Source organism: Bradyrhizobium sediminis, from assembly GCF_018736105.1.
Taxonomy (GTDB): Bacteria; Pseudomonadota; Alphaproteobacteria; order Rhizobiales; family Xanthobacteraceae; genus Bradyrhizobium.
In genome coordinates, this window is the sequence record NZ_CP076135.1 from 4,927,053 (window position 1) to 4,947,820 (window position 20,768).

Sequence of the window (20,768 nt, forward strand, 5' to 3'; positions counted from 1 at the left end):
AATGCTCTACGTCGCCGCCGCGCCGTTCGGCGCGGTTTCCAGCCGGAACGCGGCGGCGAACAGTGCGCGGGTATAGTCGGTCTTCGGATTCTTGAACAACTCCGAAGCCGGGCCCTCCTCGACCACCTTGCCGTAACGCATCACGATCAGATGGCTGGCGAGCGAAGCGACCACGCGCAGGTCGTGCGAGATGAACATGTAGGTGAGGTCGCGCTTGCGCTGCAGTTCGCGCAACAGGTCGACCATCTGCGCCTGGAACAGCATGTCGAGCGCGCTGGTCGGCTCGTCCAGCACCACGAAATTCGGCTCCAGCACCGCGGCGCGCGCGATCGAGATGCGCTGGCGCTGGCCGCCGGAGAATTCGTGCGGATAGCGGAACCGCGTCGCCGGATCCATGCCGACGTCCTTCAATGCCTTGATGACGCGGGCCTCGCGCTCTTCTTCCGAGAGCGCGCGCTGGTGCACGCTGAGGCCCTCCGCGACGATGTCGCCGACCGACATGCGCGGGCTGAGCGCCCCGAACGGATCCTGGAACACGATCTGCATGTCGCGGCGGAACGGGCGCATCGCCTTGAAGCGCAGGCCCTGGATATCCTTGCCGAGAAACACGATCGGGCCGTCGGACGAGATCAGCCGCAACAGCGCCAGCCCGAGCGTGGTCTTGCCGGAACCGGACTCGCCGACCACGCCGAGCGTCTCGCCCTTGCGCACGGAGACGCTGACGCCGTCGACCGCCTTGATGTGCCCAACCGTCTTGCGCAGCAAGCCGCGCTTGATCGGAAACCAGACCTTCAGGTCGTCGGACGAGATCACCACGGGATTGCCCGGCCGCGGCGGCGCCGGATCCGGCTTCGGCTCGGCCGCCAGCAATGCCTTGGTATAGGGATGCTTGGGCGCGGTGAAGACCTGCTCCACCGGGCCCTGCTCGACGATCTTGCCGCCGTTCATGACGCAGACGGTGTCGGCGATGCGGCGGACGATGCCGAGGTCGTGGGTGATGAACAACAGGCTCATGCCGAGCCGGGCGCGGATTTCCGCCAAGAGCGCCAGGATCTGCGCCTGCACGGTGACGTCGAGCGCGGTGGTCGGCTCGTCCGCGATCAGGAGGTCGGGCTCGTTGGCGAGCGCCATCGCGATCATGACGCGCTGGCGCTGGCCGCCGGACAATTGATGCGGATAGCTCGCAAGCCGGGTTTCCGGATCGGGAATGCCGACCTGGGTCAAGAGCTCGAGCGTCCGCGCCCGCGCCTTCTGGCCGCCGATGCCGCTGTGCAACTGCAGGATCTCGCCGATCTGCGACTCGATCGAATGCAGCGGATTGAGCGAGGTCATCGGCTCCTGGAAGATGATCGAGATGTCGTTGCCGCGGATGCCGCGCATCTCGTTCTCGGGCAGGCCGAGCAGCTCCTGGCCCTTGAAGCGGATGCTGCCGGAGGGATGCGACGCGGTCGGATACGGCAACAGCTTCAGGATCGACAGCGCGCTGACCGATTTGCCGGAGCCGGATTCGCCGACCAGCGCCACGCACTCGCCGCGCTTGATCTCGAAGGAAACATGATCGACCGCGGTCGTGGTGCCGCTCGGCTGGTGGAACGCCACCGAGAGATCGCGGACATCGAGCAGCGGCTGGTTGATGGCGTCCATGCGGCCCTACCTGAACGTCTTGCGCGGATCGAAGGCGTCGCGCACGGCTTCGCCGATGAAGATCAGCAGCGAAAGCATGATGGCGACCGCGAAGAAGCCGGTGAAGCCGAGCCACGGCGCCTGCACGTTGGCCTTGCCCTGCGACAGCAGTTCGCCGAGCGACGGCGAGCCCGGCGGCAGGCCGAATCCGAGGAAGTCGAGCGCGGTCAGCGTCATCACCGACGACGACACGATGAAGGGCAGGAACGTCATGGTCGCGACCATGGCGTTCGGCAGCAGATGCCGGAACATGATCACGGCGTTGGAGACGCCGAGCGCGCGCGCCGCCATGATGTATTCGAAATTGCGCCCGCGCAGGAATTCGGCGCGCACCAGCCCGACCAGCGACACCCAGGAGAACAGCAGGAGGATGCCGAGCAGCACGAAGAAGCCGGGCACCAGCACCGAAGACAGGATCAGCAAAAGATAGAGCGAGGGAATGGCGCTCCAAACCTCGATGAAGCGCTGGAAGCCGAGATCGACCCAGCCGCCGAAATAGCCCTGCACGCCGCCGGCGGCCACCCCGATGATCGAGGAGATGATGGTGAGCGAGAGCCCGAACAAGACCGAGATGCGGAAGCCGTAGATCAGCCGCGCCACCACGTCGCGGCCCTGGTCGTCGGTGCCGAGCCAGTTGTATTCGAGGTCGCGGCAGCTCCTGAGGCCCTTCTTCTGCACCACCTCCTTGCACTGCGCTTCGGTCAGCATCCAGGTCGGCTTCGACGGCGCCGGCGTCGGCAGATCGAGATTGTGGGTGTCGTAGGAATAGCGGATCAGCGGCCAGACGATGCTGCCGCCCTTCTCCTTGATCAGCTTCTGCAGATAGGGATCGCGGTAGTCGGCCGCGGTCTCGAAGTCGCCGCCGAAGGTGGTTTCGGAATAGCTGATGAAGGCCGGGAAATACAGATGGCCGTCGAACTTGATCAGGAACGGGCGGTCGTTGGCGATCAGTTCGGCAAACAGCGAGACAATGAACAGCGTGAGGAAGATCCAGAACGACCAGTAGCCCCGGCGGTTGGACTTGAAGTTCTGCCAGCGCCGGCGGTTGAGCGGCGACGGCGAGAAGCGATGGCGCGTCATCGGCACCGCTTCGCCGAGCGGCTGTTGCGTTGAGGTTTCGATCGGTTGCGGCGCGGTGATGTTCATCAGACTTCCCGCGCCTCGAAATCGATTCGCGGATCGATCCACATGTAGGCGAGGTCGGAGACCAGGTTGACCACGAGACCGACCAGCGAAAAGATGAACAGCGTGCCGAACACCACGGGATAGTCGCGGTTCAGCACGCTCTCGAAGCCGAGCAGGCCGAGGCCGTCGAGCGAGAAGATGGTCTCGATCAGCAGCGAGCCGGAGAAGAAGGCATGGATGAACGCGCCGGGGAAGCCGGCGATCACGATCAGCATGGCGTTGCGGAAGATGTGATTATAGAGCACCTGCCGTTCGCTGCAGCCCTTGGCGCGCGCGGTCATGACGTATTGCTTGCGGATTTCGTCGAGGAACGAGTTCTTGGTCAACAGCGTCATGGTGGCGAAGGCGCCCAGCGCCATCGAGATCAGCGGCAGCGTGATGTGCCAGAAATAATCGATGATCTTCCAGTACCAGGGAAACGCCGACCAGCCGTCCGAAGTCAGCCCGCGCAGCGGGAAGATGTTGAAGAACGAGCCGCCGGCGAACAGGATGATCAAGAGGATCGCGAACAGGAATCCGGGAATCGCAAATCCGACGATGATGATCGCCGAGGTCCAGGTGTCGAATTTGGAGCCGTCCATCACCGCCTTGCGGATGCCGAGCGGGATCGAGATCAGGTAGGTCAGAAGCGTCATCCAGATCCCGAGCGACATCGAGACCGGCAATTTCTCCTTGATCAGCTGCAGCACGCTGACGTCGCGGAAATAGCTCTTGCCGAAATCGAAGCGGGCGAAATTCCACAGCATCAGCGCGAAACGCTCCGGCGCCGGCTTGTCGAAGCCGAACTGCTTTTCCAGGCTTTTCACGAAATCGGGATCGAGCCCCTGGGCGCCACGGTATTTCGAGCCGACCGCGTCGGCCGAGGCCCCTACTTGCGTGCGCGCGCCGAAATCGCCGCCGGTGCCGCCCGAGATCCGCGACGAGCCGCCGGTATCGGCGCCGGAGAGTTGCGCGATCACCCGCTCGACCGGACCGCCCGGCGCGAACTGCACCACGACGAAGGAGACGAACAGGATCCCGAGCAACGTCGGGATCATCAAGAGAATGCGGCGGGCGATATAGGCGCTCATGTTCTATTTCGCCTGTTCCAGCTTGGCCGCCTTGGCGGCCTCATACCACCAGAGTTCGGGGGCGCCGACGCCTTGCGCGTAGCGCGGAAGTTTCGGGGGATGTCCGAACTGGTCCCAATAGGCGATCGGATGGCTGGTGCGATACCACTGCGGCACCCAGTAACGCCCGGCGCGGAACACCCGGTCGAAGGCGCGGCAGGCCACCGTCAGATCGGCGCGGTTTTCGGCGCCGAGAATTTTCTCGATCAGCGCGTCGATCGCCGGACTGGCGATCCCGGCGAGATTGTAGGAGCCCTTGGTGGCGGCGGCCTGCGAGGTGAAGAACGGCCGCATGCCGTCGCCCGGGGTCGCCGACATGCTGAAGCGCTGGATGGTCATGTCGAAATCGAAATCTTCCAGACGGGCACGGTATTGCACCGGATCGACCAGCCGCACGCTGGCCTCGATCCCGAGCGTGCCGAGATTTTTGACATAGGGCGCATGGTGCGGCTGGATCGAGGGCTCGTCGACCAGGAATTCTATTTTGAACACTTCGCCGTTCGGCAACAGCCGCTTGCCGTCCTTGGTGGCGAGCCCCGCCTCCTGCAGCAATTGCTGGGCCTTGCGCAGCAAGGTCCGATCCTGTCCCGAGCCGTCCGACACCGGCGGCACGAACGGCGCGCCGAACACTTCGTCCGGCACCTGGCCGCGGAACGGCTCGAGCAGCTTGAGTTCCTCCGGCGACGGCGGCCCGCTCACCATCATGTCCGAATTCTGGAACGGCGAATGGGTGCGCGCATAGGCGCCGTACATGATGGTCTTGTTGGTCCACTCGAAATCGAACGCCTGGATCAGCGCTTCGCGGACGCGTGGATCCTTGAATTTGTCGCGGCGGGTATTGATGAACCAGCCCTGCGCGCCCGACGGCGTGTCGTCGGGCAGTATCTCGCGCTTGACGCGGCCGTCCCTGACCGCCGCAAAATCATAGCGCGTCGCCCATACCCGCGCGGTGAACTCCTCGCGGTACAGATAGTTCTTGCCGGTAAATCCCTCGAACGCGACGTCGCGGTCGCGGTAGAACTCGTAACGCACGGTATCGAAATTATAGGCGCCGCGCGCCACCGGCAGATCGGCGGCCCACCAATCCTTGACCCGCTCGAATTCGACGTAGCGGTTGACCTCGAACTTGCCGACCCTGTAGGGCCCGGAGCCGAGCGGAATATCCAGCGTCGATTCATCGAAGGGGCGCGTCGCGTAATAGGCCTTCGAAAAAATCGGCAAGGAGGCGACATAGAGCGGCACGTCGCGCGCGCGCTTCTCGGCGAAGGTGACGACCAGCGTGGCGTCGTCGGGTGCTTCCGCCTTCACCATGTCGCGCATCTGCGTCACGATCAAAGGATGACCCCTGGTCTTCAGCGTGGTCAGCGAGAAGGCGGCGTCATGCGCGGTCAGTTTCGAACCGTCGTGAAACCGCGCCTCCGGCCGCAGCGTGAAGCGGTAGGTCAGCTTGTCCGGTGAAATCTGCACCGATTTGGCGACGAGGCCGTACATCGCGTCGGGCTCGTCGGTGGCGCGCACCATCAGCGGCGAGAACGTCATGTCCATGCCCTGCGCGCCTTCGCCCTTCAGGATGTAGGCGTTGAAGGAATTGAAGGTCTGGTAGGACTGGTTGTAGGCGCGCGTCGAGGGGATCAGCGAGAACATGCCGCCCTTCGGCGCCGCCGGATTGACGTAGTCGAAATGACGGAAGTCTTCAGGATATTTCAGGTCGCCGAACACCGATATGCCATGGGCCTCAGTGTCGCCGTCGGCGGCGCGCACGGAACCAAACCGCGCCGCGCTCAGGGCGCCGAGGCCGAGACCGAGCAGATGCCGGCGGGAGAAAAGCGCCATGCGCGAAAGATCCCTCAAGATCGCTTGCCGATCCGCCCGGCCTTGTCGGCATCGAACCACCACAGCGACGGCAACCCGGAACGGCCGTATTTCGGCAGCGGCTCGAAATGGCTGAAGCGGTCCCAGCGCGCGTAGCGCGAAAAGCCATAGGTGAATTGCGGCACGACGTAGAAATTCCACAGCAGCACGCGGTCGAGCGCCCTGGTCGCGGCCACCAGCGTCGGGCGATCCTTGGCGAAGATCACCTTCTCGATCAGAGCGTCGATCGCGGGATTCTTGATGCCGATGGTGTTTCTCGAGCCGGGCTGGTCGGCGGTCTGCGATCCCCAGAATTCCCGCTGCTCGTTGCCGGGCGACAGCGACTGTCCCCAGAGGTCGGTGATGACGTCGAAATCGAAGTTGCGCAGCCGGTTCTGATATTGCGCGTCGTCGACGATGCGGATCGAGGTGGTAACGCCGATGCGCTCCAGCGACGGCTTGTAGAACAGCGCGATCCGCTCGGCGGAGGGGTCCTGCACCAGGATCTCGACTGACACGGGCTTGCCTGAGGCATCGACCAGCTTGCGCTCGCGCACCTCGAAGCCGGCTTCCTTCAGGAGCCGCGCGCTCTCGCGCAGATTGACGCGCACCGATTCCGGATTGCCGCCGACCGGATTGACGTAAGGCTTGGTGAAGACATCGGCCGGCACCTTGTCGCGAACCGACTGCAGAATCTCCAGCTCCAGCCCCTCGGGCAGGCCGGAGGACGCAAGCTCGGTGCCCTCGAAATAGCTGTTGATGCGCTTGTACTGCCCATAGAACAGCTGCTTGTTCATCTCCTCGAAATCGAAGGCGTAGTTGAAGGCCCGGCGCAGCCGCGCGTCCTTGAACTGGTCGCGGCGCAGGTTGAGAACGAAGCCCTGCATCCGGCCGGAATCGGTGATCGGGAATTCCTCCTTGACGACGCGCTTGTCGGTCACGGCCGGAAAGTCGTAGGCCGTCGCCCATTGCTTGGCCGAATTCTCCGCGATCCAGTCGGCCTGGTCGGCCTTGAAGGCTTCCAGCGCCACCACGTTGTCGCGGAAGAACTCGAAACGCATTTCGTCGAAATTGTTCTGGCCGATCCGCGACGGCAGGTTGAGGCCCCAGTAATCCTTGACCCGCTCCAGCGTGATCGAACGCCCGGCGACGAAATCCTTGATGCGGTAGGGGCCGGAGCCGAGAGGCTTCTCCAGCGTGGTCGCCGAGATGTCGCGCTTGCGGCCCTGGCTGTCGGTGCCTTCCCAATAGTGTTTCGGCAGTACCAGCAGCTCTCCGACGATGGTCGGCAGTTCGCGGTTGCCCGTCGTGTCGAAGGTGAACCTGATGTCGCGCTCGCCGATCTTTTCGGCCTTGACGACGTGGCGGTAATAGGACGCGTACATCGGGCTGAACTTCTTCAGCACCTCGATCGAGAAGATCACGTCGTCCGGCGTCACCGGCTTGCCGTCGTGCCAGCGGGCTTCCTTGCGCAGGCGGTAGATCACCGAGCCGAAATCGTCGGGATGCGACGCCGCCTCAGCGACCAGGCCATATTCGGTGGCGACCTCGTCCTGCGACTTGGTCATCAGCGTTTCGTAGATCAGGGCGGCCGCCGGCGCGAGCGAGCCTTTGACGCCGGCGACCGCGATGTTGAAATTATCGAAGGTGCCGATCGAGATCATGCGGGCGATGCCGCCCTTCGGCGCGTCCGGATTGACGTAGTCGAAGTGCTTGAAGCCGGCGGGATATTTGATGTCGCCGAACAGCGACAGCGCGTGGCGCCAGGCCGGTTCGCCCGATTGCGCGTGGGCCGGTTCCGCCGCGGGAACGCCCGCCGCTATCCCCAAAGCCGGGGCGAGCGCGGCGTAGGCGCCGCTCTGCAGAAGATGTCGTCGGGTAATCGCCAAATGAGAATTCCTGATTGCTATCGCGGGCTATTGAGGACGCAATATAAGGCAAGGATTCGACCGATTATGTTGCTTTTTCCTCATGTTACCAGAGCCTTTTCGGTTCTGACGGGATCGAACCCGAGGCTCTATCTCCTTTGTCCGACGCGTTTTCTTCGTCCGCTTCGCTGAAAAATGCTTCCGTCCCCCGCTGCGGCGAAACGCCCCGATAACAAGGCCGCGATCATAGCAAAACGGCCAGGCAATGCCTGGCCGTCTTGAGGTGGAGACCCATGGTGGGGCGTCGGGATGTTACTTCGACGCCGTCGGCCGCGGAACCGGCTTGTCCGCAAGCGAACGCAGATAGTCGATGACGTCGGCGCGCTCGCTGTCCTTGGCGATGCCGGCGAAGCCCATCGCGGTGCCGGGAACGTTGGCCTTGGGATTGAGGATGAAGGCGTTGAGTTCCTGGAACGTCCACTTTCCGCCCTTGGCCTTCATGCCCGCGGAATAGTTGAAGCCGGCCTCGGAGGCGCGGGCGCGTTCGACGACGCCGAACAGGTTCGGACCGACGCGGTTGGGGCCGCCCTTCTCGAAGGTGTGGCAGGCCGCGCATTTCTTCGCCGCCGCGGCGCCCTTTTCGACGGAGGCGGTCTGCAGCAGCTTCTCGATCGGTTCGGACGGCGCCGCCGCGGCTTCCTTGGCGCCGCCATGGCCTGCGTCCTTGACCGCGATTTCGAAACCCGGCTTTGCCGGCATCTCGGGCGCAAAAAGCGCGCCGGCGGTGAAGCTCGTCACCAGCAGGAGAAGACAGGTGGCCAGAATGGCGCCGAGAATTTTATTGAGTTCGAAGGAGTCCATTTTGGATCAGGCTCCAGGCCGGAAGGTCGACTTAAAGGCCGGAGAGACGGCCCGGATGAGCGTCAGGAATCGGCTTTCGCACCGCACCCCGAGCGACGATGAGATATCGGTTTGCCCGGGCTCTGGCAACCCGTATAAACGCCCCAACTTTCCGCCCATCCCCATCAATTCCTGATCCTGTGAGCCGGGTCCGAACCCGATGACCGACCCCCGCATTCTGGTGCTGATTCCCGCCCGCATGGCGGCCACGCGCCTGCCCGGCAAGCCGCTATTGGACATTGCCGGCCTGCCGATGATCGTCCATGTGCTGCGCCGGGCCTGCGAGGCCGGGATCGGCCGGGTGGCGGTCGCCACCGACACGCCGGAGATCGCCGCCGCCGTGACAACCCATGGCGGTGAAGTGGTCATGACACGCGCCGATCACCCCTCCGGATCGGACCGGATCCACGAGGCGCTGGGCAAGCTCGATCCGAAAGGCGAGGCCGAAATCGTGGTCAACCTGCAGGGCGATTTCCCGACCATCCGCCCCGACAATATCCGCAGCGTGCTGGCGCCGCTGGCCGATCCCGCGGTCGATATCGCCACCCTGGCCGCCCGGATCCACACCGAGGAAGAGGCCACCAATCCGAACGTGGTGAAGGCGGTCGGCTCGCCGATCAGCCCGGTGCGGCTGCGCGCGCTGTATTTCACCCGCGCCACCGCGCCCTGGGGCGATGGGCCGCGCTATCATCATATCGGCCTCTATGCCTATCGCCGGGCGGCGCTGGAGCGTTTCGTGTCGCTGCCTCCCTCCCCGCTCGAGCAGCAGGAAAAACTCGAGCAGTTGCGGGCGCTGGAGGCCGGCATGCGGATCGATATCGGCATCGTCGACACGGTGCCGCGCGGCGTCGATACGCCGGCCGATCTCGAAACCGCCCGCCGCAACCTGGCTGACGCTGGCAAAAGCCTGAACGGCTGATACAAGGCCCCCAGGAAAACATCATGACAAAAAAGCTGAAAATTGCCTTCCAGGGCGAGCCGGGCGCCAATTCCCACATCGCCATCGTCGAAGCCTATCCCGACGCCGAGCCGTTGCCGTGCCCGACCTTCGAGGACGCGCTGGCCGCGATCGCCTCGGGGGAGGCCGACCTCGGCATGATCCCGATCGAGAACTCGGTCGCCGGCCGCGTCGCCGACATCCATCATCTGCTGCCGCAATCCGGCCTGTTCATCGTCGGCGAATACTTCCTGCCGATCCACCACCAGATGATGGCGCCGCGCGGCGCCAGGCTCTCCGACATCAAGACGGTGGAGAGCCACGTCCACGCGCTCGGCCAATGCCGCAACATCATCCGCAAGCTCAAGATCAAGCCGATCGTCTCGGGCGATACCGCAGGAAGCGCCCGCATCGTCGCCGAGCGCGGCGACAAGAGCTGCGCCTCGATCGCCTCGAGGCTTGCCGCCGACATCTACGGCCTCGATATCCTCGCCGAGGACGTCGAGGACGAGACCCACAACACCACGCGCTTCGTGGTGCTGGCGCGCGAGGCGGCATGGGCCGAACAGGGATCGGGGCCGCTGGTCACCAGTTTCGTTTTCCGGGTGCGCAACCTGCCCGCCGCGCTCTACAAGGCGATGGGCGGCTTCGCCACCAACGGCGTCAACATGACGAAATTGGAAAGCTACATGGTCGACGGCAATTTCTTCGCCACGCAATTCTATGCCGACGTCGACGGCCATCCCGAGGACAGGGGGCTGGCGTTCGCGCTGGAGGAGCTGAAGTTCTTCTCGCGCGAGCTGCGCATCGTCGGCGTCTACCCCGCCCACCCGTTCCGCGCGACGTTCAGCGAGAAGGCGGAGTGAGTTAACCGCGGGATTTCTCCGCATGTCATCCCGGCCTTGAGCCGGGACCGTGATGCATCAACAAGGCGCTGTGGCTGACGCCTACCGCAACAATTTGCAGCGGTGATTATGGGTCCCGGCTCAAGGCCGGGACGACGAGGGTTACGCCGCGGCCCTCTTCCCAAGCCCGAACGCGTCCGCCAGCAGGCTGTAGGATTTCTTGCGCGCATCGTGGTCGTAGACCGCGGTGATGACCATCAGCTCGTCGGCCTGGCTTGCCGTAATCATCGGCTGCAGTTGTTGCAGCACCGTGGCCGGGCTGCCGACGAACAGCCGCGAGCGGTTGCGGGCGATCGAGGCGCGCTCAGAGTCGGTGTAGGGATAGGCCAGGGCCTCCTCGACGCTGGGCAGCGGCAGGTACTGGCCGCGGTCGCGGCGCAGGCGGTTGAGATCCATCGACGACGCCAGCTTTTCGGCCTCTGCATCGGTCTCGGCCGCCACCACGGCGACGGCGAGAATGCCGTGGGGCGCCGCGCGCCAGCCCGACGGCTTGAAGTGGGTGCGGTAATTCATCATCGCTTCGACGGCGTCATGGGTGGCGAAGTGGTGCGCGAACGCAAAACCCATCCCGATCTGCGCCGACAGCTCCGATGAATAATCGCTGGAGCCGAGCAGCCAGATCGGCGGCAGCGGGCTGTCGTCCGGCATCGCCACCACATTGTGGTAGGGATGTCCGGGCGGAAAATCGCGGGTCTCCCACAGGATCAATTCATGCAGCCGCTCGAGGAAGTCGTCGCCGTCGCGGCGGTCGAGCCGGCTGCGCAGCGCATGCGCGGTGGCGCCGTCGGTGCCGGGGGCGCGGCCGAGGCCGAGATCTATGCGGCCGGGAAACAGCGCCTCCAGCATCTTGAAGCGCTCGGCCACCACCAGCGGCGCGTGGTTGGGCAGCATCACGCCGCCGGAACCGACCCGGATGTGCTTGGTTACCGCCGCGATCTGCCCGATCATCAGGTCGGGCGCCGGGCTCGCCACCGATGCAAGATTGTGATGCTCGGCCAGCCAGTAGCGGACGTAGCCGAGGCCATCGGCATGGCGCGCCAGGTCGATGCTGTTGCGCAAGGCCGCCGCGGGCCTGGTGCCTGACGTGACGACGGAGAGGTCGAGGATCGAGAGCGGAATCATGGCGGTAAACTAATGCGCCTGGCCGGGCCGACAAAGGCCCTTGCCGCGCAGGTCAGGGGCGCGCCGGCGGGCATCGGCGACGGTAGTCTGGACATGGTCGGTGGGCCAAACCTTCAGACAAACTAGTGAATTACGATCTGCCCACGAGTGAAGATCCGAGCGGCATGGCATCCCAGTAAGCAAAATATCGGAAAATGGCTGGATTTTGTCGTATTTCATTGAAATTTCGAGCAAGAGACTTTCGTCTTGCTATGCCCACCATTTGAATAATTGAACGATAATTCCATATGAAATGCTAATATTGGGCAATTTCCCATAAACGATGGGCTATTGCGCTGGCCCCGTTTGGCTTATTTTAGCGTCTCGGCAGCTAAGCCAGCCGTTCCCGAGCGCTTTGAGTGGAGTTTGTGGTGCCATGACCGAGGTTACGTCCCCCGCGCCTGACGGGCACCGCGCGCTCAAATCGCCTGGCATCTCGTTCGAGTTCTTCCCGCCGAAGACCGAGGAGATGGAGAAGAGCCTGTGGGAGACCATCAAGCGCCTGGCGCCGCTCACCCCGAATTTCGTCTCGGTAACCTATGGCGCCGGCGGATCGACCCGCGAGCGCACCCATTCCACCATCGCCCGCATCCTGGCTGAAACCGACCTGACGCCGGCGGCGCATCTGACCTGCGTTGGCGCTTCGCGCGGCGAGATCGATGAGATCGTCGGCCGCTATCACGACATCGGCGTCCGCCATATCGTCGCGCTGCGCGGCGATCCGCCCGGCGGCATCGGCACCGCCTACTCCACCCATCCCGACGGCTACCAGACCTCGGCCGAACTCGTAGCCGGCATCAAGCGGCAGCACGGCGACATCGAGGTTTCGGTCTCCGCCTATCCGGAAAAACATCCGGAAAGCCGCGACTTCGATGCCGACATCGATACGCTGAAGGCCAAGGTCGATGCCGGCGCGACGCGTGCCATTACGCAGGTGTTCTTCGACAACGACCTCTACTTCCGCTACCTCGACCGTGTCAGGGCGCGCGGCATCGCCATTCCGATCGTGCCCGGCATCATGCCGATGCACAATTTCAAGCAGGCCCGCAATTTCGTCACCCGTGCCGGCACGTCGGTGCCGGACTGGCTCGCGGCAAAATTCGAAGGCCTCGACGACGATGCCGAGACGCGCAAGCTGGTGGCGGCGACGGTTGCCGCCGGCCAGGTGCAAAAGCTGGCCAAGCACGGCGTCGACACCTTCCACTTCTACACCATGAACCGCGCGGACCTCGTGTTCGCGATCTGCCATTTGCTCGGCATTCGCCCGCAGGGCGCACAGAAAGCCGCCTGATCCGATGACCGTACCCGTCTCCGAAAAGCGAACCGCCTTGCTCGCGGCTGCCCGCGAGCGCATCCTGGTGCTCGACGGCGCCATGGGCACCATGATCCAGGCCCTCGCATATGACGAGGCGGCGTTTCGCGGCGCGCGTTTTGCGGATTTCCACCGCGACGTCCGCGGCAACAACGACCTGTTGATCCTGACGCAGCCGAAAGCGATCGAGGACATCCACGCCGAATATCTGCGCGCCGGCGCCGACATCGTCGCCACCAACACCTTCTCCTCGACCTCGATCGCGCAGGCCGACTACGACATGTCGGACCTCGCCTATGAACTCAACCGGGATGGCGCGAAGCTTGCGCGCGCCGCCGCCGAACGCGTCGCCGCCGAAGACGGCAAACCACGCTTCGTCGCCGGTGCGCTCGGCCCAACCAACCGCACCGCCTCGATATCGCCCGACGTCTCCAACCCCGGCTACCGCGCCGTCACCTTCGACGACCTGCGCAAGGCTTACGGCGAGCAGATCAACGGCCTGCTCGACGGCGGCGCCGACCTGCTGCTGGTCGAGACCATCTTCGACACGCTGAACGCCAAGGCGGCGCTGTATGCGATCGCGGAAATCGCCGAGGCGCGCGGCGTCGACGTGCCGGTGATGATCTCCGGCACCATCACCGACAAGTCCGGCCGGCTGTTGTCGGGCCAGTTGCCGGAAGCGTTCTGGAATTCGGTGCGCCACGCCAGGCCGATCACGGTCGGCTTCAACTGCGCGCTCGGCGCCGAGGATCTGCGCGCCCACATCGCCGACATCGGCCGCGTCGCCGATACGCTGGTGTGCGCCTATCCCAACGCGGGATTGCCCAACGAATTCGGCCAGTACGACGAGAGCCCGGAATACATGGCGCGGCTGATCGGCGAATTCGCCCAGGCCGGCCTCGTCAACATCGTCGGCGGCTGCTGCGGCACCACGCCGGCCCATATCGCCGCGATTGCGGCTGCCGTCGCGCCGCACAAGCCCCGCGTCGTCCCCGCGATCGAGCCGCGGCTGCGGCTGTCGGGACTCGAGCCGTTCGAACTGACGCCCGCGATCCCCTTCGTCAACGTCGGCGAGCGCACCAACGTCACGGGCTCCGCCAAATTCCGCAAATTGATCACCGCGGGCGATTACACCGCAGCCCTGCAGGTAGCGCGCGACCAGGTCGAGAACGGCGCCCAGATCATCGACGTCAACATGGACGAGGGCCTGCTGGATTCCGAAGCCGCGATGGTGACGTTCCTCAACCTCGTCGCCGCCGAACCCGACATCGCCCGCGTCCCGGTGATGGTCGATTCGTCGAAGTTCGCCGTGATCGAAGCCGGCCTGAAATGCGTTCAGGGCAAGCCGGTGGTGAATTCGATCTCGATGAAGGAAGGCGAGACAAAATTCATTCACGAGGCTCGGATCGCGCGGCGCCACGGCGCTGCCGTGGTGGTGATGGCGTTCGACGAGGCCGGCCAGGCCGACACGTTCGCGCGCAAGACCGAAATCTGCAAGCGCGCCTATGACATCCTGGTGGGCCAGCTCGACTTCCCGCCGGAAGACATCATCTTCGATCCCAACATCTTCGCGATCGCCACGGGACTCGAAGAGCACAATAATTACGGCGTCGACTTCATCGAGGCGACGCGCTGGATCCGCGCCAACCTGCCGCACGCCCATATTTCCGGCGGCGTCTCCAACCTGTCGTTCTCGTTCCGCGGCAACGAGCCGGTGCGCGAGGCGATGCATTCGGTGTTTCTCTACCACGCGATTCATGCCGGCATGGACATGGGCATCGTCAATGCCGGGCAGATGATCGTCTATGACGACATTGATCCCGAGCTGCGGCAGGTGTGCGAGGACGTGATTCTGAATCGCGACCCCGGCGCGTCGGAACGGCTGCTGGCGTTGGCCGAAAAATTCCGCGGCAAGGAGAAGCAGACCAAGGAGCAGGACCTCGCCTGGCGCGAATGGCCGGTCGAAAAGAGGCTCAGCCACGCGCTGGTGCACGGCATCACCGAATATATCGAGGCCGACACCGAGGCCGCACGGCAAACGGTCGAGCGCCCGCTCAACGTCATCGAAGGCCCGCTGATGGCCGGCATGAATATCGTCGGCGACCTGTTCGGCGACGGCAAGATGTTCCTGCCGCAGGTGGTGAAATCCGCCCGCGTCATGAAGCAGGCGGTGGCCTATCTGATGCCGTTCATGGAAGAGGAAAAGGCGCGCAACCTCGCCAATGGCATCGAGGGCGACGGCCGCAACTCGGCCGGCAAGATCGTGCTCGCCACCGTCAAGGGCGACGTCCACGACATCGGCAAGAACATCGTCGGCATCGTGCTGCAGTGTAACAATTTCGAGGTGATCGATCTCGGCGTCATGGTGCCGGCCTCGAAGATCATCGAGACCGCCAAGGCCGAGGGCGCCGACATCATCGGGCTGTCCGGCCTGATCACGCCGTCGCTGGACGAGATGAGTTTTCTGGCCGGCGAGCTGGAACGGCAGGGCATGACGGTGCCGCTGTTGATCGGCGGCGCCACCACCAGCCGCGTCCATACCGCGGTCAAGATCGATCCGAACTACAAGGGCGGCCCGGTGGTGCATGTCAACGACGCCAGCCGCGCCGTCGGCGTCGCCTCCTCGCTGCTGTCGCCGGAGCGGCGCGAAGCCTATGCCGCCGAGGTGCGCGCGGATTATGCCAAAATCTCCGCGGCGCATTTCCGGGCGCAGGCCGACAAGAGGCGGCTGAAGCTGGCGGACGCCCGCGCCAACGCGGTCACGATCGATTTTGCCAGGACGCCGCCGAAGAAGCCGGCGTTCCTCGGCATCCGGAGCTTTGCCGATTACGATCTCGCCGAATTGGCCACCTACATCGACTGGACGCCGTTCTTCCAGACCTGGGAACTGACCGGGCGTTTCCCGGCGATTCTCGACGACTCGAAGGTCGGCGAAGTCGCGCGCTCGCTCTATGACGACGCCCGCAAGATGCTCGATCGCATCATCGCGGAGAAATGGTTCAAGGCGCAGGCAACGATCGGGTTCTGGCCCGCCAACGCCGAGGGCGACGACATCGTGGTCTACGCCGATGACAGCCGCAAACAACAGATCGCGACGTTCCACACCCTGCGCCAGCAGCTGGAGAAGCGCGAAGGCCGCTTCAACTCGGCGCTGTCGGATTTCATCGCGCCTGTTACGTCGGGCGTGCCCGACTATATCGGCGCCTTCGTGGTCACCGCCGGGATCGGCGAGGACATTATCGCCGACCGCTTCAAGAACGCCAACGACGACTACTCCTCGATCCTGTGCAAGGCGCTGGCCGATCGTCTCGCCGAGGCCTTTGCCGAGCGGATGCATGCCCGCGTGCGCCGCGAGTTCTGGGGCTACGCGCCGGACGAGGCGCTTTCGCCGGAACAACTGATCCTCGAACAGTATCAGGGCATCCGCCCGGCGCCGGGCTATCCGGCGCAGCCCGATCACACCGAGAAGGCGACGCTGTTCGCGCTGCTCGATGCCGAGAACACCGCCGGCGTGAAGCTGACGGAGAGCTATGCGATGTGGCCGGGCTCCTCGGTGTCCGGGCTCTATTTCAGCCATCCCGAGAGTTTTTACTTCGGCGTCGGCAAGATCGAGCGCGACCAGGTCGAGGACTACGCTTCGCGCAAAGGCTGGAGCGTGGCGGAAGCCGAGCGCTGGCTGGCGCCGGTGCTGAATTATATTCCGGCGCAGGATCAGTCCGAGCAGGATCGCCGCCTCAGGGAAGCGATGCCGACTTTGGCGCCGACCTCCGCCGAGCCCGCCAACGACGTGTCGTCGCATCCGCCCGGCTGCAATTGCGCGGTGCATCTGGCGTATCGCAAGAAGGCGGCACGGGCGTAGGTGGATTCTTGTTTCCCTTCTCCCCCTGTGGGAGAAGGTGGCGCGAAGCGCCGGATGAGGGGTCTCTATCCGCCGGCACGACGGCCGTTTCCATGGCCGCTGTGTCCCGGCCGACACGCGGACTTGTCCTGGGCGGAACAACCGTGGGACCATGCGGAACAGGCGCTTCAACAGCGCCCGTCTTCATGAACGCGTCTTCAATTGGCCGCGACTACCAGAGGAGAGATCGATTCCTGGGCAGGGGGCGCCATGCAGAACATCGAACCGCTCGGCCACGCACATATCTCCACGAATGCGTTCGCCGAGCACAAGCGGCTGGCGACCTGGCAGGAGATCTACGGCCGCGGCATCGCCAATGTCAATATCGAGCCGATCGGCGACAAGCCGTTTCGCGCCGACGTCACCTTCAACCTGCTGCCCAATGTCAGCATCGCCGCCGGCTCGCGCTCGCCGGCGCATTACCGGGTGACGCGGGAGCTCGCCGGACGCGGCCGTGACATCATCGCGCTCAGCATCCTGCGCAGCGGCGCCGCTTCCGCCACGCAGTTCGGCAACGAGCTGATCAGCGGCGTCGGCAGCGCCAGCGTGCTGGTGCCGACCGATCCCTCGACCTCGACGCTGTACACGGATGGCAGTTTCATCACGCTGGCGCTGTCGCGCCGCAGCCTCGCCGCACTGGTTCCGGACCTGTCGCAGGCCTTCGGGCGGCCGGTCCCGGGCAGCAGCACGGCGCTGCGGCTCCTGACCCGCTATCTCGAGGTGGTGCAGGCCGGCGACGAGCTGACCCATCCCCGCATCGGGCAGAGCGTGTCCGATCACATCATCGACCTGGCAGCTCTGGCGCTGGGCGCGCGCGGCGATTACGCCGAGATGGCGCAGGCGCGCGGCGCCAGGGCGGCGCGGCTCGGCGCCATGAAATCGGATATCCTGCGCGAGCTCGGCCGCGGCGAGCTGTCGGCCGACCTGATCGCGGCCCGTCACGGCATCTCGCCGCGCTATGTGCGAAAGCTGTTCGAGCAGGACGGCTCGTCGTTTTCCGCCTTCGTGCTGCACGAGCGGCTGGTCAAGGCCCATCGCATGCTGATCGACCGCCGCTGCAACGGCATGAGCATCGCGCAGATCGTCTACGCCAGCGGCTTCGGCGACATCTCCTATTTCAACCGCGCCTTCCGCCGCCATTTCGGCGCCAAGCCCTCCGATTTCCGCGAGGCCGCGCGGCGGAGCTGGCGCGAGGGATTGGAGTGAGGGCGGGTGCCACTTTCTTCCCTTCTCCCCTTGTGGGAGAAGGTGGCAGCCGAAGGCTGCCGGATGAGGGGTCTCTATCCGCGGAAACAGACCCCTCACCCGTCTCGAATGCGCGAGCGCATTCGATCCACCCTCTCCCACAGGGGGAGAGGGAAGAAGGACGGAGCCCCCCATGAAATTCTTTTCCTTCTGGCGATCGCTGGCGAGTTTTCGCGTTCGCATCGCGCTCAATCTCAAGGGCCTGCCGGCCGAAATCGTATTCGTCGATATCGACGCCGACGCGCACCGCGCCGATGACTACCGCAAGGTCAATCCGCAGATGGCGCTGCCGGCGCTGGTCGAGGACGACGGCACCACCCTGTTCCAGTCGCTCGCGATCATCGAATATCTCGACGAGACCCATCCCGCCCCGCCGCTATTGCCGGCCGATCCGCGCGGCCGCGCCAGGGTGCGCGCGCTGGCGCTGATGGTCGCCTGCGAAGGCCATCCGCTCCTGGTGCCGCGGGTGCGGCGCTATCTCGATCACGAACTGAATCTGCGGGAGACCCAGCAAGCGGCGTGGCGGCGGCACTGGACGACGGAGACGCTGGCCGCGCTGGAAGCCATTCTCGCCAACGACAAGGCCACCGGCCGCTTCTGCCATGGCGACACGCCGACGCTCGCCGACATCTGCATGGTCGGCCACGTCAGCGTGGCGCTGACCCAGCAGATCGATCTCAAACCCTGGCCCATCGTGAAGCGCATCTTCGAGACCGCGATGGCGCTGCCGGCCTTTGCGGCCGCGCATCCGCTGGCCCAGCCGGATACGCCGGAGGCGATGCGGGTGAGGAAGTGAGGGAGGCATTGGCACGCCCACCACACGTCGTCCCGGCGAACGCCGGGACCCATACTCCGCAGCCTGTGTTGCCTGCAGAAGGTGTTTGACGCCGGAGCCAAGCCAGAGAGGCCGCGGAGTATGGGTCCCGGCTCAAGGCCGGGACGACGGCGGTGTTTGTTGTTGCACCGTGCACTCATCCGGCAGCCTTCGGCCGCCACCTTCTCCCACAAGGGGAGAAGGGAAGAAGCCCGCCACCTTCACCCCTTCGGCGGATCGAGCTTCTGCACGACTTTCCGGAACGGCTCCAGCGCCTCGCAAGCTTCGGCGTGCGCCGTCAGCGCCGGATAACGCGCGGCCGGGAACAGCGCCGGATGCGCCTCGCTCGTAAAGCGCAGCGCGCAGGCCACCATGATGTCGGCGTGACCGATCCGCTCCCCGAACCAGTACGGCGTCGCCACCGCGGCGCGCTCCTTTTCCAGCAGGTCGAGCACGCCGCCGATCTGGGCCTGGCAGCGCTCGACCCACAGCTCCAGCTGATCCTTGCGCAGCACCCGCTCGTAGATCAGGCTGACCGCCTTGTCGGCAAGCCCGCTGCCGAGCGCGCAGATTTTCAAAGCATGGCGGCGCGCCGGACCCTTTCCCGCGATCATCGCCTTTTCCGGCCCGACCAGTTCGTCGAGATAATCCAGTATCGCGCTGCTCTCGATCAGCACCTCGCCGTCATCGAGCACCAAGGTCGGCACCCGCCGCAGCGGATTGAAGGCTGCGATCTTGTCGGCGTCGCCGAAGGTCGACCACGGCCGGTGCTCATAGGGCAGGCCATAAAGCCGCAGCGCAATCGCCACGCGGCGGACGAAGGGGGAGTCGTATTGGCCGATCAGGATCATGGGGTTTTGGCACCTCTCTCATCGTCATCACTTCTTCCCCTCTCCCCTTGTGGGAGAGGGTGGCTCGAATGCGCTCAGCGCATTCGAGACGGGTGAGGGGTCTGTCTCCGCGGATAGAGACCCCTCATCCGGCGCTTCGCGCCACCTTCTCCCACAAGGGGAGAAGGAAGAAACCAGCCGCTCAACCTTGCACCGCTTCCCGTTCCATGTCGCGGCCCGAGAGGTCCTCGCCCTGCATGTGGGCGTAGTCGCGCGCCATCTCGCGCATCAGGAATTTGGCGGGAACGTCGTGGAACGAGCCGTGGTCGCAGACATATTGCATGTAGGTCCGGCCCTCGCCGTCGAAGGGATGCAGCAGCGCGTCGCTGTGGCCGTCGAAATCGAGCGGATGCACGCCGACCTTGGCGCACAGCGTGGCGTTGAAGGTCGGGGTGGCCTTGCGCCAGGCGCCGTCGACATGGACTTCGGTGTAGCCGTGCCAGGTGAAGATGTCGGTGCCCATGCTCTGGCGCAGCTTCTCGGTCGTGAGGTGGTTGCGCACGTCGGCGAATCCGACACGGGCGGGAATGCCGTGGACGCGGCAGGCGGCCGCATAAAGCGCCGCCTTGCCCACGCAATAGCCGACCCCGGCCGCAAGCACGCTCGAGGCCCGGAACGTCTCTGGCGCGCGCATGTCGACGTAAGGGTTATAGCGGATGCCGTCGCGCACCGCTCTGTAGAGCAGGCTGGCCTTCTCGCGCTCGCTTGCGTCAGGCGGAGCGGCGGCGCCGGCGAAGTGGCTGACGGCCGGATGGTCGCTGTCGATATATTCGCCGGGATCGGTGTAGAGGCGGCGGATCGTGTCGGGAAGAATGTCGGTCATGCCGCAAGTGTAGCAAAGGGCATTGGGTTGGCAAATGGTCTGGCTGGTGCCGTTGCCGAAGCGGCGTCGGTTAGGGGCATGACTCGCTCGTCATGGCCGGGCTTGACTCGGCCAGCCGGGTTCTCTGCCCTTACACTTGCTAAGGCTGTAAGACCTGTGGCTATCTACCTACAACCCAATAAACTAT

General features: G+C 64.7%; 15 protein-coding genes. 6 read left to right on the forward strand and 9 right to left on the reverse strand.

Annotated elements, in window-relative coordinates; translation table 11 throughout:
- Positions 1-6: 6 nt before the first annotated feature.
- The 6 genes from KMZ68_RS23565 to KMZ68_RS23590 form a co-directional block, all read right to left on the reverse strand.
- Positions 7-1,644, reverse strand: a complete 1,638-nt coding sequence (locus tag KMZ68_RS23565; protein WP_215613508.1) for an ABC transporter ATP-binding protein — start codon at positions 1,642-1,644, stop codon at positions 7-9.
- A 6-nt stretch (positions 1,645-1,650) separates the two neighbouring features.
- Positions 1,651-2,829 carry an ABC transporter permease gene (locus KMZ68_RS23570; RefSeq protein ID WP_215613509.1) on the reverse strand — a complete coding sequence of 393 codons (1,179 nt, stop codon included), beginning with the start codon at positions 2,827-2,829 and terminating at the stop codon, positions 1,651-1,653.
- On the reverse strand, positions 2,829-3,938 hold the full coding sequence (locus tag KMZ68_RS23575; protein ID WP_215603718.1) for a microcin C ABC transporter permease YejB: 1,110 nt from the start codon (positions 3,936-3,938) through the stop codon (positions 2,829-2,831). Before KMZ68_RS23575 ends, KMZ68_RS23570 begins: the two co-directional genes overlap by 1 nt.
- Positions 3,939-3,941: 3 nt before the next feature.
- Complete coding sequence (locus KMZ68_RS23580) at positions 3,942-5,810, reverse strand: extracellular solute-binding protein (protein WP_215613510.1); 1,869 nt, start codon at positions 5,808-5,810, stop codon at positions 3,942-3,944.
- A 14-nt stretch (positions 5,811-5,824) separates the two neighbouring features.
- The gene (locus KMZ68_RS23585; protein WP_215613511.1) at positions 5,825-7,717 is read right to left on the reverse strand and encodes an extracellular solute-binding protein; all 1,893 of its coding nucleotides are present in this window, start codon (positions 7,715-7,717) and stop codon (positions 5,825-5,827) included.
- A gap of 291 nt (positions 7,718-8,008) precedes the next feature.
- A complete protein-coding gene (locus tag KMZ68_RS23590) occupies positions 8,009-8,557 on the reverse strand; it encodes a c-type cytochrome (RefSeq protein ID WP_215613512.1) in 549 nt (182 codons plus the stop codon).
- 199 nt (positions 8,558-8,756) lie between these two features.
- On the opposite strand from KMZ68_RS23590, the gene KMZ68_RS23595 reads away from it, so the two are divergent.
- Together KMZ68_RS23595 and KMZ68_RS23600 are read left to right on the forward strand one after the other, a co-directional pair.
- Positions 8,757-9,515, forward strand: a complete 759-nt coding sequence (locus tag KMZ68_RS23595; protein ID WP_215613513.1) for a 3-deoxy-manno-octulosonate cytidylyltransferase — start codon at positions 8,757-8,759, stop codon at positions 9,513-9,515.
- Between the two features lie 23 nt (positions 9,516-9,538).
- Positions 9,539-10,399: a prephenate dehydratase gene (locus tag KMZ68_RS23600; RefSeq protein WP_215613514.1), complete on the forward strand. Its 861-nt coding sequence runs from the start codon at positions 9,539-9,541 to the stop codon at positions 10,397-10,399.
- Between the two features lie 141 nt (positions 10,400-10,540).
- Here the strand turns inward: KMZ68_RS23600 and KMZ68_RS23605 are convergent, their stop codons facing one another.
- Entirely contained in the window at positions 10,541-11,560 is a 1,020-nt protein-coding gene (locus tag KMZ68_RS23605; protein ID WP_215613515.1) for an LLM class flavin-dependent oxidoreductase, read from the reverse strand.
- 415 nt (positions 11,561-11,975) lie between these two features.
- Here KMZ68_RS23605 and metF point away from each other — a divergent pair, with 415 nt between their 5' ends.
- The 4 genes from metF to maiA all read left to right on the forward strand — a co-directional run bounded on the left by metF (position 11,976) and on the right by maiA (position 18,850).
- Complete coding sequence (gene metF, locus KMZ68_RS23610) at positions 11,976-12,890, forward strand: methylenetetrahydrofolate reductase [NAD(P)H] (protein ID WP_215613516.1); 915 nt, start codon at positions 11,976-11,978, stop codon at positions 12,888-12,890.
- A 4-nt stretch (positions 12,891-12,894) separates the two neighbouring features.
- Positions 12,895-16,770 carry a methionine synthase gene (gene metH, locus KMZ68_RS23615; protein ID WP_215613517.1) on the forward strand — a complete coding sequence of 1,292 codons (3,876 nt, stop codon included), beginning with the start codon at positions 12,895-12,897 and terminating at the stop codon, positions 16,768-16,770.
- Between the two features lie 249 nt (positions 16,771-17,019).
- Positions 17,020-18,015 carry a helix-turn-helix transcriptional regulator gene (locus KMZ68_RS23620; protein ID WP_215613518.1) on the forward strand — a complete coding sequence of 332 codons (996 nt, stop codon included), beginning with the start codon at positions 17,020-17,022 and terminating at the stop codon, positions 18,013-18,015.
- A 172-nt stretch (positions 18,016-18,187) separates the two neighbouring features.
- A complete protein-coding gene (gene maiA / locus KMZ68_RS23625; protein ID WP_215613519.1) occupies positions 18,188-18,850 on the forward strand; it encodes a maleylacetoacetate isomerase in 663 nt (220 codons plus the stop codon).
- 239 nt (positions 18,851-19,089) lie between these two features.
- On the opposite strand, the gene KMZ68_RS23630 is transcribed toward maiA, so the two are convergent.
- On the reverse strand, positions 19,090-19,719 hold the full coding sequence (locus tag KMZ68_RS23630) for a glutathione S-transferase family protein (RefSeq protein ID WP_215613520.1): 630 nt from the start codon (positions 19,717-19,719) through the stop codon (positions 19,090-19,092).
- Positions 19,720-19,900: 181 nt separating this feature from the next.
- Entirely contained in the window at positions 19,901-20,581 is a 681-nt protein-coding gene (locus tag KMZ68_RS23635; RefSeq protein ID WP_215613521.1) for a transglutaminase-like domain-containing protein, read from the reverse strand.
- Positions 20,582-20,768 lie beyond the last annotated feature (187 nt).